General features: G+C 33.4%; 16 protein-coding genes. 3 read left to right on the top strand and 13 right to left on the bottom strand.

The genetic code is table 11. The features are described 5' to 3' along the window. From OEA66_RS04630 to panD, 7 genes are all read right to left on the bottom strand, one after another. The gene (locus OEA66_RS04630) at positions 1–1,359 is read right to left on the bottom strand and encodes a PP2C family serine/threonine-protein phosphatase (RefSeq protein ID WP_267280284.1); all 1,359 of its coding nucleotides are present in this window, start codon (positions 1,357–1,359) and stop codon (positions 1–3) included. Next, the gene (locus OEA66_RS04635) at positions 1,360–2,403 is read right to left on the bottom strand and encodes a TerY-C metal binding domain-containing protein (RefSeq protein WP_267280285.1); all 1,044 of its coding nucleotides are present in this window, start codon (positions 2,401–2,403) and stop codon (positions 1,360–1,362) included. Positions 2,404–2,531: 128 nt separating this feature from the next. Then, positions 2,532–3,170, bottom strand: a complete 639-nt coding sequence (locus OEA66_RS04640; protein WP_267280286.1) for a vWA domain-containing protein — start codon at positions 3,168–3,170, stop codon at positions 2,532–2,534. A 100-nt stretch (positions 3,171–3,270) separates the two neighbouring features. Further along, positions 3,271–3,936 carry a TerD family protein gene (locus tag OEA66_RS04645; protein ID WP_267280287.1) on the bottom strand — a complete coding sequence of 222 codons (666 nt, stop codon included), beginning with the start codon at positions 3,934–3,936 and terminating at the stop codon, positions 3,271–3,273. Between the two features lie 47 nt (positions 3,937–3,983). Continuing rightward, positions 3,984–4,559, bottom strand: coding sequence for a TerD family protein (locus tag OEA66_RS04650; protein WP_102980898.1), 576 nt, complete (start codon positions 4,557–4,559; stop codon positions 3,984–3,986). Between the two features lie 166 nt (positions 4,560–4,725). Further along, the gene (locus OEA66_RS04655; RefSeq protein WP_267280288.1) at positions 4,726–5,739 is read right to left on the bottom strand and encodes a lysylphosphatidylglycerol synthase transmembrane domain-containing protein; all 1,014 of its coding nucleotides are present in this window, start codon (positions 5,737–5,739) and stop codon (positions 4,726–4,728) included. A gap of 3 nt (positions 5,740–5,742) precedes the next feature. After that, complete coding sequence (gene panD / locus OEA66_RS04660; RefSeq protein WP_267265349.1) at positions 5,743–6,093, bottom strand: aspartate 1-decarboxylase; 351 nt, start codon at positions 6,091–6,093, stop codon at positions 5,743–5,745. 399 nt (positions 6,094–6,492) lie between these two features. Between panD and OEA66_RS04665 the strand changes: the two genes are divergently transcribed. Next, positions 6,493–6,807: an HU family DNA-binding protein gene (locus tag OEA66_RS04665; RefSeq protein ID WP_267265350.1), complete on the top strand. Its 315-nt coding sequence runs from the start codon at positions 6,493–6,495 to the stop codon at positions 6,805–6,807. A 106-nt stretch (positions 6,808–6,913) separates the two neighbouring features. On the opposite strand, the gene pdxH is transcribed toward OEA66_RS04665, so the two are convergent. Beyond that, the gene (pdxH, locus tag OEA66_RS04670; RefSeq protein ID WP_267280289.1) at positions 6,914–7,555 is read right to left on the bottom strand and encodes a pyridoxamine 5'-phosphate oxidase; all 642 of its coding nucleotides are present in this window, start codon (positions 7,553–7,555) and stop codon (positions 6,914–6,916) included. A 24-nt stretch (positions 7,556–7,579) separates the two neighbouring features. Here pdxH and OEA66_RS04675 point away from each other — a divergent pair, with 24 nt between their 5' ends. Together OEA66_RS04675 and OEA66_RS04680 are read left to right on the top strand one after the other, a co-directional pair. Next, complete coding sequence (locus OEA66_RS04675) at positions 7,580–8,128, top strand: YqgE/AlgH family protein (protein WP_267280290.1); 549 nt, start codon at positions 7,580–7,582, stop codon at positions 8,126–8,128. Between the two features lie 104 nt (positions 8,129–8,232). After that, entirely contained in the window at positions 8,233–8,811 is a 579-nt protein-coding gene (locus OEA66_RS04680; RefSeq protein ID WP_267280291.1) for an N-acetylmuramoyl-L-alanine amidase family protein, read from the top strand. A gap of 86 nt (positions 8,812–8,897) precedes the next feature. Here the strand turns inward: OEA66_RS04680 and OEA66_RS04685 are convergent, their stop codons facing one another. The 5 genes from OEA66_RS04685 to OEA66_RS04705 form a co-directional block, all read right to left on the bottom strand. Further along, a complete protein-coding gene (locus tag OEA66_RS04685; protein WP_267280292.1) occupies positions 8,898–9,707 on the bottom strand; it encodes an aminotransferase class IV in 810 nt (269 codons plus the stop codon). 76 nt (positions 9,708–9,783) lie between these two features. Beyond that, positions 9,784–10,170 carry an START-like domain-containing protein gene (locus OEA66_RS04690; RefSeq protein ID WP_267265355.1) on the bottom strand — a complete coding sequence of 129 codons (387 nt, stop codon included), beginning with the start codon at positions 10,168–10,170 and terminating at the stop codon, positions 9,784–9,786. Positions 10,171–10,358: 188 nt separating this feature from the next. Beyond that, positions 10,359–11,534, bottom strand: coding sequence for an aspartate aminotransferase family protein (locus OEA66_RS04695; protein WP_267280293.1), 1,176 nt, complete (start codon positions 11,532–11,534; stop codon positions 10,359–10,361). A gap of 271 nt (positions 11,535–11,805) precedes the next feature. Then, positions 11,806–13,548: an OstA-like protein gene (locus OEA66_RS04700; protein ID WP_267280294.1), complete on the bottom strand. Its 1,743-nt coding sequence runs from the start codon at positions 13,546–13,548 to the stop codon at positions 11,806–11,808. Positions 13,549–13,551: 3 nt separating this feature from the next. Continuing rightward, positions 13,552–14,025, bottom strand: coding sequence for a Fur family transcriptional regulator (locus OEA66_RS04705; RefSeq protein WP_034673237.1), 474 nt, complete (start codon positions 14,023–14,025; stop codon positions 13,552–13,554). Positions 14,026–14,078 lie beyond the last annotated feature (53 nt).

A 14,078-nucleotide genomic window follows, 5' to 3' on the forward strand; every position in this document is an offset into this window, starting at 1 on the left:
TTAATAAATTATCGCCAAAGTTCTGTCATCATGATTTCCTTTACTCCAGAAATCCATCCAGGAAAGTAATTGTTCATCAATATTTTCATCATTATAGAAATCAACTTTTACTTCATCATCATTTTTCCCGTTTAAATCTTCAAAAAAAGTTTTCCAGCTTTCAATGTCTTCCAGTTTATTTTCTGTGATAAATTTCGGATCGTAAATTCCGTCAGTCATTAAAACCAATTTAGAAAAATCTTTAGCACAAGTAATTTTGAAACGTGAAGAAATAGTATCATCAAAAATTTCATTCATCGTGATAAAACGAGTTCCGCCGCCAAATTCTCCGACATCCATTGTGTTGAGCAATTTTACATCAGAAAAATCTTCGTTGATCAGATTAATCGGGCAATCACCTACTCCAAAACTTAAAATAATATATCCAAAATCAAACTTTTTAACCAATGCAAATATTAAGGTTGAATGTAAATCTTTTAAAGTGACAAAATGCTCATCTGCCTGTTCTTTTAAAAATTTAAAAGCATCAGAAACACCTTCGTATAAAAGTTTAATGATATTTTGTTTTGCCTCCGAATCTTCTTTTTCAGAGTTAAAAACCTCATTAATAAGAACGTCCAATTCGACTAAAACTTCTACCTTTTTAAAATAATTATTGATTGATTGAGTTGCTAATTCAGAACCATATCTCGCCAATTGCGCAGAACCTGCTCCATCGGAAACAGAAATAATATTCCAGGAATTAGGTAATTCATGTACCGCAAAATCATCATCTCTGAATTTTCCTTCGTGTGCATGAGAGCGTCCTCTTTGCGAAGCCACCACAATTTTTTTATCTGAAAAATTACCTTTAAACATTGCTTCATCCGATTTATGAAAAGGCGCTTCTTTATCTGACGGAATATTTTTCCACAAATCTTTTGGATCTGCGTTGACGAAAAGCTGGGCTTTTTTAAATTCAGAATTTCCTTCGTCATTAATGTGAAAAAATTCAATCTTCAGATCGTATGTATCGCTTTCAAAAGGAATTCCTTTAATTGTATTTTCTTCAAAACTTAACCCTACCAATTCTAATCCTACAACATCCTTAATTCTGATATTTGGAAACTCTTCCATCGGAAAAACAAACTCGTATTTTTTCTTGGAGTGTGCATTGGTAATCGGAAAAAATGCATCGGCAAATTCTTCTCTTTCTTTGTAAATAATTGCGTCGTGCATAATTTTTTTCTGAGCTTCTATAATCAACTCTAAATTGTTCTGAATTTCCGTTTGAGCCAACAGTTTTGAAACCACTCTATCCATCGTTTTACTATCATGAATATTGTTATTTTTCAAAATTTGCCTGATTGTATTTTCCATTTACCCTAAAGTTCGGTTGATGTCAAAACCTTCACTGCTGAAACCATAGTAATCTGAAGTTCCACACCAAGGACATTCGTTGTAACCTTCGCCTTTTAAACAATGAATTCCGCCACACGAACACGTCGCCAAAGCAATCGGATTGGCACAATGCGGACAAGACGGGCTTCCATGAAGTTCTTCTACAGAAATTTTCTGACTGCTTTTCTGCGCCGAGGAAAGTCTGTAATACGAAGCATCGTCTATTCTGTAAGTTCCTTCTAAACGATAATATCTGGTTTGCATTCCTGCAATTCCGGAATCAGTGTATGCTTTTTTATATTTAATTAAATATGATTTTTTTGAATCTGAACATTTTCCGCTTAAAACAACAAAATTATTGTCGGGAAATCTTTGCTGCATTTCAGGATCAACTTTTTCTAAAATACTATGATCGATTTTAGATAAATTAATTCCGTCTTTATTTGCTTCCGTTACACTCTGACTTGTCGTTTTAATAGAATCTGTCACCCATTTGAAAAACTCTTTGTAAGAATTTTCAGAATTATTGTTAAATAACAAAACGTGATCTGAAAGCGTTCCTAAAAGTTTATAATTGGTATTATCTCCAATCGAAATGGCAATTGTATTTGATTTTCCGTGATAGTTTTTGTTCCATTTTTCGATGGCGATTTGGGCGTCATCAGTGGGAACTCCGTCTGTAAAAAGGAAAACAAGAGGTTTCCAGTCGCCTTTTCTATCATATGTTGTTTTTACAATATCTTTATCGATACGCTTCATTACTTTGAAAAGACCTTTTGCCAAAGAAGTTCCGCTTCCTACAGGAATTTTAGGGGGATAAAACGAAATAATATCCTGTAACGGTGTAATCACTTCTGCTTCTCCTGCGAAACCAATAACAGAAATCCAGACTGTTTCTAATGAATACGGATCTTTTTTTAATTCTCTTACAATGGTTGAAATACCTTCCTGAACCTGATCAATCGGCTCGCCAATCATCGATTCGGAAATATCTACCAAAAAATAAATAGGAAGTCTTCTCATAGAATTTAGACTTAAATTATTCGTACAAATTTTTAACGCAAAGCGTGCAAAGTTTTTAACCAGCTTTATGCTTTTAAGTTCGCAAAGGCGTTCCACTCAGTTAAGAACACAAAGATTTATCTTTTTAATTAAATAATAATATTCAGTTCTGATGGTGGTAGTGGAAGGCTTATGCTTTCACCTGTGCCCTGAGATTTCCCGCCCATTGTTATGGATGAACTTACCCATTTAAAAAACGACGATAATGTTGCAGCATCGGTTGTATCAAGTTTTACCACATTATCGGTCAATTCCTTCAGGAAACTTTCATCAGCTTTTGGTCCTGCAGCACAACCGACAATCACTCCGAAATCCATATTTTTAATCACAGGAATCATTTGTCTGTATTTCTGAATATCAGAAGGCTTTCCGTCGGTAAAAATAAAAAGAAGCGGTTTCCAATCTCCTTTTACTTCTGTAGAACCTTTAATTAAATCAACCTGAAGCAACGCTGAAACCAATTCCAAAGCAGCTCCAGTATGAGTAGGGCCACTATCCGGACACGTAATTTCCATCGGATGAAAACTCGCCAGATCAACCATCGGGATAATATTTTTGACTTCACGGTCAAAAGTCGTGACACTTAGATGCAGCGTATCCATCGCTTGTGGATCTGAACGAAGCATGGAAATCAATCCGTTGAAACCATTGTTCAGCGCCTGAATGGGTTCTCCGTTCATCGAGCCGGAAGTATCCAGTAAAAAGTAGGCTAATAATCTTCTGTTCATTATAACAGGTATTAATAAACTAACAGCAAACAGATTTCTGCTATTTGCTGTTAGTTTATGATTAAATCAAATTTTGAAGAAAGTTAATTTCAGCAAAAATTTAATAAGAATATCTCTTCAAAATGTCAACAAAACTGTCTGATTGATTGGGTTCACCCAAAGCACGGAATTTCCAGTCACCATTATGTCTGTAAGCTTCTGCAAAGACCATAGAGCACATTCCGTTCATACTTGCATCACCGGAAAGACTGTATTTTGTAATTTCTTTTCCTCTTGCATCAACCGCACGGATAAATGCATTATCAATCATCCCGAAGTGTTGATTATTTTGTCTACCCATATAAATCGTTACCACGAAAATAATTTTCTGATAACGTTCGTCGAGTTGGTCTAATTTTACGATAATTTGCTCGTCATCGCCGTCTCCAGCTCCGGTTCTGTTATCGCCGGTCAACCAAATATGCCCACTTGGATGTTGCATTGAATTGAAATAAATTACATCTCCTTGATATAGCCCCATCTGTCTTCCATCATTAGTCTGAACAGTTCTTCCTAAATTAGCAACTTTTCCGTTTCCATCTAAAAGAAATGCAACTGCATCTAAATCATACTCTGCTTCTTTGTTGAAAATTTTCCCGAAAAAACCTCCTTGTTTTCGAACATCCCACCCTAAACCGATGGTTACCTGAGATAAATCGTAAACACTTTCTCCCCGGTCGTTTTTCCTTAAATCTATCGTTTGACCTTTCTGTAAATTAATTGCCATTTTTAATATCTTTTTTGTGTTGTTTGAATTCTATGATTAATTGTTTATTATTTGATAATTTGACCTTTATAATATTTCTCTAAAAAGAAACCTAAATCCGCTCTGTAACCGATTCCTGAAGCTTCAAATTTCCAGCTTCCGTTTCTTTTGTAAAGACGTCCGAATTCTACTCCAGTTTCAATAGAAAAGTCTTCATCAAGCTCATATTTTGCAATTTCCTGATGGTTATTATTATCAACAACTCTGATGTAAGAATTTCTTACCATTCCGAAGTTTTGCTTTCTTCTTTCAAAATCTTCAATTGTTACCACAAACAGAATTTCTTCCACTCTTGGATCTACTTTTTCAAGATCGATAACAATTGCTTCATCATCGTCTCCATCGCTGCTTTTTCCATCGGGATCATCTCCCGTATGTTGTAAAGCTCCGTCTGGAGAATTTAAGTTATTGTAAAAAACAAAATACTCGTCACCAACAAGTTTTCTGTCTGAATCAATCATAATTGCTGAAGCATCTAAATCGAATGCATGACCGGTACCTTCATTTGGATCCCATCCCAATCCGATTGTCATTTTTGTAAGTCCTAATTCTATTTTTTGACCTTTCTGTAAATTAATTGCCATAATCTATAAATATAATTTTTCCCTTAAGATAGATTTGATTTTTGAATTAACCAAATTAATGATAAAAAGTCATACAGTTTTAAAGTTTTTTTAATATTTGAAAAAAAATTTAAGCAAAAAAAATCCTGCTTCAACTGAAACAGGATTTATATATTTTAAAATTAAATTATTCTTCTATTATATTATTACGTGCTTTTGCTAACATCGGAATGGAAATTAATCCCATCACCAACATGACGACAATTTGTAGCGGAAGCGAAATAAACGAATACGTCAATCCCATTTCACCACCAAATTCTGCACTTTTACCCATCGCAAGGAATAACGCCATAAAACCATACTTCATTGCCAGATTAAAGGCTCCGATTCCTCCACTTGCCGGGATAATCATTCCTAAAGTTCCTACAACAATGATGAAAAACCCGTCAGCAAAAGTAAAATCTGAAGTTTCTGGTAATGCAAAACATACCAAATACGCTGCAAAATAATAAGAAACCCAAATTCCTATTGTATATATAATGAACTTGCCTTTTTCTCTTAACTTGAAAACTGAAGTGAGACCTTGAATAATTCCATCAATGAAACCAATAATTTTACCCAGAACAGGAACGTTAACAAATTTATTTTTAAAAACAAAAAACAAAACTCCAGCAATTGCTAAACCTCCAAGAATCAACAGTATTTTATTCGGATTTATATTTACTCCTGAATTTTCGTAAAATGATAAAATTGCATCGTACTTGAATATTAAAGTCAAACCTAAAAATCCAAGCATACAAATCAAATCGACCACTCTTTCTAAAATAATTGTTCCGAAAGATTTATCAACAGGAACTTTTTCAACGCCATACAAAGCTGTTGCTCTTGCCACTTCACCACTTCTAGGAATGGTAAGATTCATTAAATATCCAAAAGATAAAGACCAAAGCGCATTTGAACTCGAGATTTTGTGTCCCATCGGTTCCAACAATAAATTCCATCGAACTGCTCTAAACCAATATGCTAAAAGTGCAAATACAGCAGCAAAAGCTACCCAAAGATAATTGGCTTTCGCTAAAGATTTCTGAATGACTTTAAAATCTAATCCTCTTAATGCTAACCACAAAAAAAAGCCTGCAAAAGCAAGCGAAATTACTATAGTTAAAAAAGATTTTAAAGTTTTATTAGATTTCTTCTCCATAATTTAAGTAAGAAGATTCGTTTTTTCGTCCGGGAAAACAATTTTTGGCTGGTATTCCTGAGCTTCTTCCGGAGTCATCTGAGCATAAGCAATAATAATAATGATGTCATCACGCTGAACTTTTCTCGCAGCAGGACCATTCAAACAAACTTCGCCAGATTTTCTTTTTCCTTTGATTACATAAGTGTCAAAACGTTCTCCGTTGTTGACATTCACGATATAAACTCTCTCTCCAACCACCAAACCTGCAGCCTCGATAAGGTCTTCATCAATGGTAATACTTCCAATATAATTAAGGTCTGAAGCCGTAACTCTAACCCTGTGAATTTTAGATTTAAATACTTCTATTAACATGATGCAAATTTATTAATAATATTTAAGAAAATCATTTTAAAATGAAAATTACAACTACCATAAATTGAGGCTGTTAATTTAATCTAAACTAAAATATTCATATTTATTTTATAAACTTAGCAAGCATATCTATAAAAATATCAATTGTTGATACTAAATTAGGAATTTAATAAATTTAAAAACAAATAACATTAATTTAGGAAAGCCAATATACATAAGTAGTTGGCACGGTTTTAGCATCTCGAAACCTTGATTTTTCGTAAAAATCCAAATTATCAAATTTTAATTGATTTTGATGAAATGTAAAAAAAATCAATAAGTTTTTACAAAAAATTTGCACAATTTGAAAATTGTTTTAAATTTGCTTTTATAACTAACTAACTTTTAATATTAAAAATTATGAACAAGTCTGAATTAATCGACGCAATCGCAAAAGACGCAGGTATTACTAAAGTTGCTGCAAAAGCTGCTCTAGAATCTTTTATCTCTAATGTAACGAATACATTAAAAACTAAGGAAGGTAAAGTTTCTTTGGTAGGATTCGGTACTTTCTCTGTATCTGAGAGAGCTGCAAGACAAGGTATTAACCCTGCAACTAAAAAACCAATCAACATCGAAGCTAAAACTGTTGCTAAGTTCAAAGCTGGTGCAGATTTATCTACAGCTGTTGCAATGGCAAATGTACCTGCAGCTGCTGCTAAAAAGAAAAAATAATCAATTGATTATAAAGAAAAAACCTCATCGTTTGATGGGGTTTTTTTTGTGTGGTTTCTCGAAACTCAGCCAAAATTTGATGTAGATTTTTAAGCTATCAAATAAATTAAGGAGCCAATCGTGAAATTTCCCAGTCTAAATCTTCTAATGAATAAATAATTCTATCGTGTAATCTGTTTGGTCTTCCCTGCCAAAACTCTATTTCGTAAGGTTTTGCAATGTATCCACCCCAATTTTCAGGTCTTGGAACTTCAGAATTTTCATATTCTTTTTCTAAATCTCTCAATTTTTCTTCTAAAAACTCCCTGTTTGGAATTTCTTGACTTTGAGGAGAAACCGCCGCTCCAAGCTGGCTTCCTTTTGGTCTTGCATGAAAATAACCGTCACTCAAATTTTCAGCAATTTTTTCAAGGTTTGCTTTGATGATAATCTGCCTTTCTAAACCCGGCCAAAAGAAATGAAGACACGCTGTATGTGTTTTTTCGATTGCTTTTCCTTTTCTGCTGTCGTAATTGGTATAAAAAATAAAGCCTTCATACGTATATTCTTTTAGCAAAACCATTCTCGTTCTTGGACATCCATCTTCCTCCAACGTAGAAACCGCCATTGCATTCGCCTCTGAAATGGATGGATTTTCCGAAGCTTCTAAAAACCAATCTCTGAATTGTTCGATAGGATTCTCTTTAATCTCACTTTCAATAAGTTGTGATTTTTCGTAGATTTTTCTTTTATCGTGGAGGTTTTCCATAAATAATTTTTATTAAATTTGAGTATGAATTACTCATACAAAGGTAAAATATTAATTTCCACACCTGATATTTCCGGCGATATTTTTTCAAGATCGGTAGTGCTGATTATCGACCACAACGAAAGTGGCGCATTCGGCTTGATCCTGAATAAAAAAAACAGCAAAATGAGTAATCGTTTTAAAAATTTCTTCGATTTTCAAATTGAAGTTTATGATGGCGGTCCTGTAGAAAACGATAAAGTATTTTTTATTATTAAAGGAAAAAAAGTTACTGAAAACTACACCGTAATTAATGATGAATATTATCTTACAGAAGATATCGAACTTATTATTAATGCAGTTTTACAGAACGAAATCAGCATTCAGGATGTGAAAATATTTTCGGGATATTCGGGTTGGTCGGGTTTACAGCTTGACAATGAAATTCTGCAAAAAGTCTGGACGGTTGTAGATGTTTACAATTTAGATTACACACTTCCAAATGACCATACTTTATGGAAATCAATTATGCAAAATCTTGGTGGCGAATACCTTTTGTGGGCAAATGCACCGGAGGATATTTCGTTAAATTAATCATTACTTCACAAAGAAGCGATATAAATTTAACAAATTTTAAGTTTTTGTTATACAATTTTTAAGATACTTTTTACGTTCTTTGATAACCTAAACAACGAACTATGAAAGCAATAAAATTACTGGCTTTATCTTTAGCTTCTACAGCAATTCTTTCTTTCACTCCCGTAAATAAAAAAGTTGTCGTAATTGATGCCGGTCATGGTGGAAATGATTTGGGAGCAAATAAAGATGGTGTCTTAGAAAAAGAGTTGGTTTTAAATATCGCTCAACAAATCAAAAAAGCAAGCGAGAACGGAAAATATGACGTTGTATTAACAAGAAGTGACGATAAATATTCAACACTTACAGAGCGCACAGAACAAATCAATAAACTCAATCCTGAGATGGTCATTTCTCTTCATGTCAATAGCACTCCCGAGGAAAACACTACTAAAAACGGTCACGAAATTTTTATTCAAAAAAGTGTTGAATCAAAATCTTTAGCTGAAAAACTATCAAAGAAATTAGGTGAATGCAACATCAAAGAAGAAAATCTACACATTCTTAAAAACTCAAAAGCTACTACAGTTATAGTAGAGTTGGGCTACATTAATAACGCAAAAGAAAGAGAATATTTGAGCAGTCCTGATGGACAGAGACAAATCGCTCGAAAATTTGCAGAATTTATTAACGAAAATTAATTTAAAAAAAATACACCTTTCTGATTTGATTTATCAGAATAAAACCCGGTAAAGGACTGAAATGTTGTTTACCGGGTTTGTCAATTTTAAAAACTATTTTTCCAGCTTTCTACCAATTCGGTGAAACGGCTGTTTCCAAAAGTTTTATTTCTAATTTTCTTTACTGAGAAGATTCCTTTTTCGTCTGAAATTAATAAGATTTCTTCAGCTTTTTGAGATTCAAAAGCAATAATCTCATGCTCCTGAACATCTGCCAAATTATTTTTATGCAGATACGTCACAAAATTCTCCAGCAAAGGCGAAATATATGCTCCTTCCGATTGTTTCGGAATTTTAATTACATCACCTTCCAAGAATAAGAGATTTCCGATTGTAGCACGAGCAATTCTTTTGTTAGGATTTAATAGAATCACATCATCCAAATCATTTTCCTGCGCATAAATTCCACCATAGATATTTTCCGGACAGTGAACTCTTATATTGCTTAAAAGATTATTATTTACATTAATCTCTTTAATTAAATCTAATTCCAAAGGTCTTTGATTAATAGAAAGAACGTCATCCATTTCATCAACCTCAAAGTAATAAGAAACCGAAGATTTAGATAACGTAACACCATCAGAATTTCTGAAAACTAAAAAATTGATAATTCCGTTTTGAATATTATTTCCTTCAATTACTTTAGCATTGAAAAGATTCTGAAAAAACTCCAAAGTATAAGTCAGAGGAATATTCAGTCTCATTTTTCTCATGGATGCCATTAAAAAGAAATAGCATTCTTCATCCATAATCAGTTTTAAATTTCTTATAAAAAAAGAAACTTTCACCGCATCTCCTGAAAGAAAAGCGCGGTTTTTCAGTTCGAGCTCTTCAGATGTAAAATATGTATTTTCCATTATGAATATTTATAAAAAAATAATGAACGATAAATCGTTCATCAGTTTTGCTATTTAAAAACAGTACAGCTTAGAATTAAGCAGCACCTAATTTTATTCTAAGATTTTCGATAAGATTTTCCCAATACATTGCGTTTTCCTCTTCATCTCCTTCCTCACAAAAATCTGTAATATTTAGAGCTAAATCTTCTGTAATATCATCAATTGTAATTGTCATTTCGAAGAAATTTTTCGTCCCTTCATCTTCCTCCCATCTGTAACGTACGAAACCTTCAGGCTTATATCTGATTAAAGTTGCCTTTTCTGCAGGACCTCCACCCCAACTGAAAAAGAAATCATCGCCTTTCTCTAGTACATCATCCGCAAACCATTCAGACAATCCCTCAGCTGTTGCCAAATATTCATACAAAATCTCTGAAAGACAGTGCATTGGGAATTCGTAATGGACTTTATGTTTCGCCATATAACTTATTTTTAACGTGACGCAATATATAAATTAATTTTTTTATTACGCAAAATTATATTTAAATTTTTATGATTTTTATCAGAAATATTTTTGTTGCTTCCAATCGAAACTTTACAAAAACTTTCTTCATTAAATTCCATCAAAAAACCTCTTAAAAAAGAGGCTTTGATATTGTGATTTTAAAACTATTCTTCATTTAAAACTTCAAGAATAATCTTGCAGCCTTCTGTAATTTCTTCTTTTGAAATCGTCAATGGCGGAGAGATTCTCAAGTATTCGTTTCTGTATAATTGCCAGAAAACAATTAAACCTTTTTCCATGCATTTTTTAGCAACACCCAAAGTAAAATCTGGAGTTCCTAAATTTACAGCAAGCATCAAACCTTTACCGTTGATGTTTTTTATTTTCGGATGTACTAAAAGTTCTCTGTACAATTTTTCTTTTTCATCAACCTCATTCATTAAACCGCTTTCTAAAACTTCTTTTAAAGTTGCATGAGAAGCCGCCGCGATTAATGGATTTCCACCAAAAGTTGTAATATGACCCAATTTCGGAGAATGAGCCAATGTTTCCATAATCTTCTTAGAACTCATAAATGCTCCCACAGGAACACCGCCTCCCATTCCTTTTCCCATTACCAGAATATCGGGAACAATGCCAAAATGCTCAAAAGAAAACAGTTTACCAGTTCTTCCAAAACCGGGTTGGATTTCATCAAGAATTAATAAAGCTCCAACTTCTTCGCATCTTTTTTTTAGTTTAACTAAATAATCTTCATTCGGAACTAAAAAACCTGCCGCTCCCTGAATAGTTTCAAGAATGACACAGGCCGTTTTTTCTGTGATTTTATTGAAATCATTTTCATTATTAAATTCAATAAAAGAAACCATCGGCAATAAAGGACGGAATTCCCTTTTGTGACCTTCATGTCCGGAAACACTTAATGCGCCATGTGTATTTCCGTGATAAGAGTTTTTAAAAGAAACTATTTCCTCTCTTCCGGTATATCTTTTTGCCAGTTTTAAACTTCCGTCGATTGCTTCTGCTCCACTGTTGACCAAGTAAGTAATTTCTAATGGATCAGGCGTTGCTTCAGCTAGTAATCGGCATAATTCGACAGGTTTCTCCTGAGCATATTCACCGTAAACCATTACATGAAGATATTTATCTGCCTGTTCTTTGATGGCGTTGACTATTTTCGGATGTGAATGCCCCAAAGTATTTGCTGAAACTCCCGCCACGAAATCTAGATATTTTCTTCCGTCTTTCCCAAAAATGTAACTTCCTTCTGCTTTTTCTACTTCAAAACCTGCTGCAAATTGGGTAGTTTGTGCCTGATATTTGAAAAAATTGTTTTGCATTTCCATTGTATGAAAAAATTTAGGCAAAGCTAAAGAAGATTTGGTAAATAGGAAATTATAAATATTATTTAATTTAAGAATAAAAGGAAAAGCTAAGTAACGAGTTTTTAAAAGCAGGCGTGCATTTTTGAAAAGCAAGCTTGCTTTTTGTAAAAGCTCCCGTGGATTTGCGTAAATCGACGGGAGCTTTTGTTATAATCGTCTAAAGGATTTGGCGAAAGCATTAAATCATATAAAAAAAGACTATCTCAATTTTGAGACAGTCTTCTTATTATTTTCTAACCCTCTTAGGTTTTTTAGCTTCTTCTTTTGCTTTCTCTTTATCTGCAGCTTCTTTTACTTTATTGAAAAGCGTATCGTTTGCTTCATATTTGATCTCTTGGTAATTTGGAGAATCGACGAGAATATCCTGCCATTTCCGTATTCGGTCTTTTGTATTCCAGTTGAAGTCTTCAAACTTTTTCTGATCGGGAGCAATTTTACTCATCGGGTAAGTTTTCGCTGCCGCTCCTACACTGCACGAAATAATCTGAAGAAATCTACCTTCGAAAAGTGCCCCGATAATACCACAGGTTGAAAGGGTAATCCCGATCCTTTCCTTGACTTCTGTCTTTTTATTATCTTCATCGGCGTATGTTATCGCTTCGGCATTTCCGATTACTTTAATTTCTTTAATATCCTGACCTTCGTAATAAACCGTCATTAATCTGCCTTTCACCTGATGAAATTCATCTACAAGATTTAGAGAATCTACTTTAGCAATGGCGAAACCGTTTCCGATTACTTTTAAAGAATCAATATATTCTGTTTTTGTATTAAAATAAGCTTCAATTTTATCTCCTGTTACCTGCTTTTCTCCACTCCAAAGAATAGGATCTTTGTACATGTGCATAATTCCGTCAGTTTCATTGAAAGCAATAGAGTCTGCTCTTCCCTGCGCATTAGATTTATAAATTCTGGCTTTTTTAAAAGCTCTCAGATAACTTTTCTTTTTGGTAATATCTGCAGTGTCGGGTTTTTGGTAGGTAAGAATCTTTTCCGATGCAAAGTAAATAGAATCTTTTTCAAGAATCTTTACTGCATAAGGTTCCTTGGTCATCATCGAAGAATCTTTCTTTTCAAAAATTTCTCCATAACCGCCTTTTATATATCTCTTTTCTAAAGGATCATCAAGGGTAACATTTCCGGTTGCTTTTCCAAAGCCTGTAAGCTGGTTGTAATAAATTTCGTCGCCTGTAAGAATCTTGTCATTGTAATAAATCCTTGAGTTTTTCGTCAGAAAAGACTCTTTGGTATTCATATTATGAGTTCCTTTATCGGTAACGATTCTGTTTTTCGGATTTTTGTTATTGGTAATTACTGTATAACCGTTGATGGTAACAATATTGGTGTTTTGATTCTGAACGACATTGTCACCTTCTAAAGTATAATCTTTATCTACGATTTTCACTCTTCCCGTCAAATCAATAGTACGTGTTGTAAGAAAATAAGTTGCACTTTTTGCGTAAGTTGTACTTTTCCCGTCATTGATCGTTCCTCCTGTATTGTAGTAAGCCTGATTGGAAACCCTATCATAATACATGGTTTCAGTTTTAATAATTGTGCCTTTCGGATCTGTGAGAACTACGTTTTTACGGGCAACACCTTTTTGGGTATTCCCATCATACTCCATTTCTGAAGAAGTAATTATAGAGCCATCGGAATTATTAAGTTTTACATTACCAATAGCTTTTACAAAATTTTCCTCATCGTACATTACAACTTCATCAGCCGAAAGAATAGAGCCTTGATGTTCTATTACCACATTCCCCTTAAGGTAACGGTTACCATCATACTTAGTATCCTTACTAATTTCATCAGCATGAATAATCTTTACCTTTTGTCCGGGTTGTTTTTTCTGTGGCTGATTTTTAACAGGATTTTGTAAATAGGGATCACGTTGCACAGGTTTTGGTGTAACCTGAGCCAAAGTGAACGACGAAATAAATAGGAAGAGAAAAAGAATCAGTCTCATTAATTAATCATTCTTAGTGCCATAAAAATACAGCGAATGAGAATCAATTTTTACGCCAAAAGCTCCTTCTATTGCTTCTTTAATTCCTTGAATTCTAGGATCACAGAACTCGATAATTTCTTCGATTTCTTTATCTGAATCTTTTTTGTAAATCACCAAATGATCATGTTGCTTATCAAAATATGACTTTTCATAAGAAGATGAAGTTAATGTTTTTTCGCCGAACTGATGCTTACGAATCAAACCTGCATCAAGAAAAATCTCGATGGTATTGTAGATGGTTGCTTTAGAAACATGATATTTTTTCTGCATCATCAAAAGATACAAATCATCTACATTGAAGTGATGATCCATATTATAGATCTCTTCCAAGATTGTGTATCGTTCAGGTGTGTTACGAAAACCCTTTTCAAGAAGGTAGTTTCTTAAAACATCTTTTATTAAAGTTATATTCTTTTCTTTTTGTAAAGTATCCATTTAAAAATTTATCTTACAAATTTATCGATTTTTATTTAAATCAATATGATACA

The organism is Chryseobacterium luquanense, from assembly GCF_026460945.1.
Lineage (GTDB): Bacteria > Bacteroidota > Bacteroidia > Flavobacteriales > Weeksellaceae > Chryseobacterium > Chryseobacterium luquanense.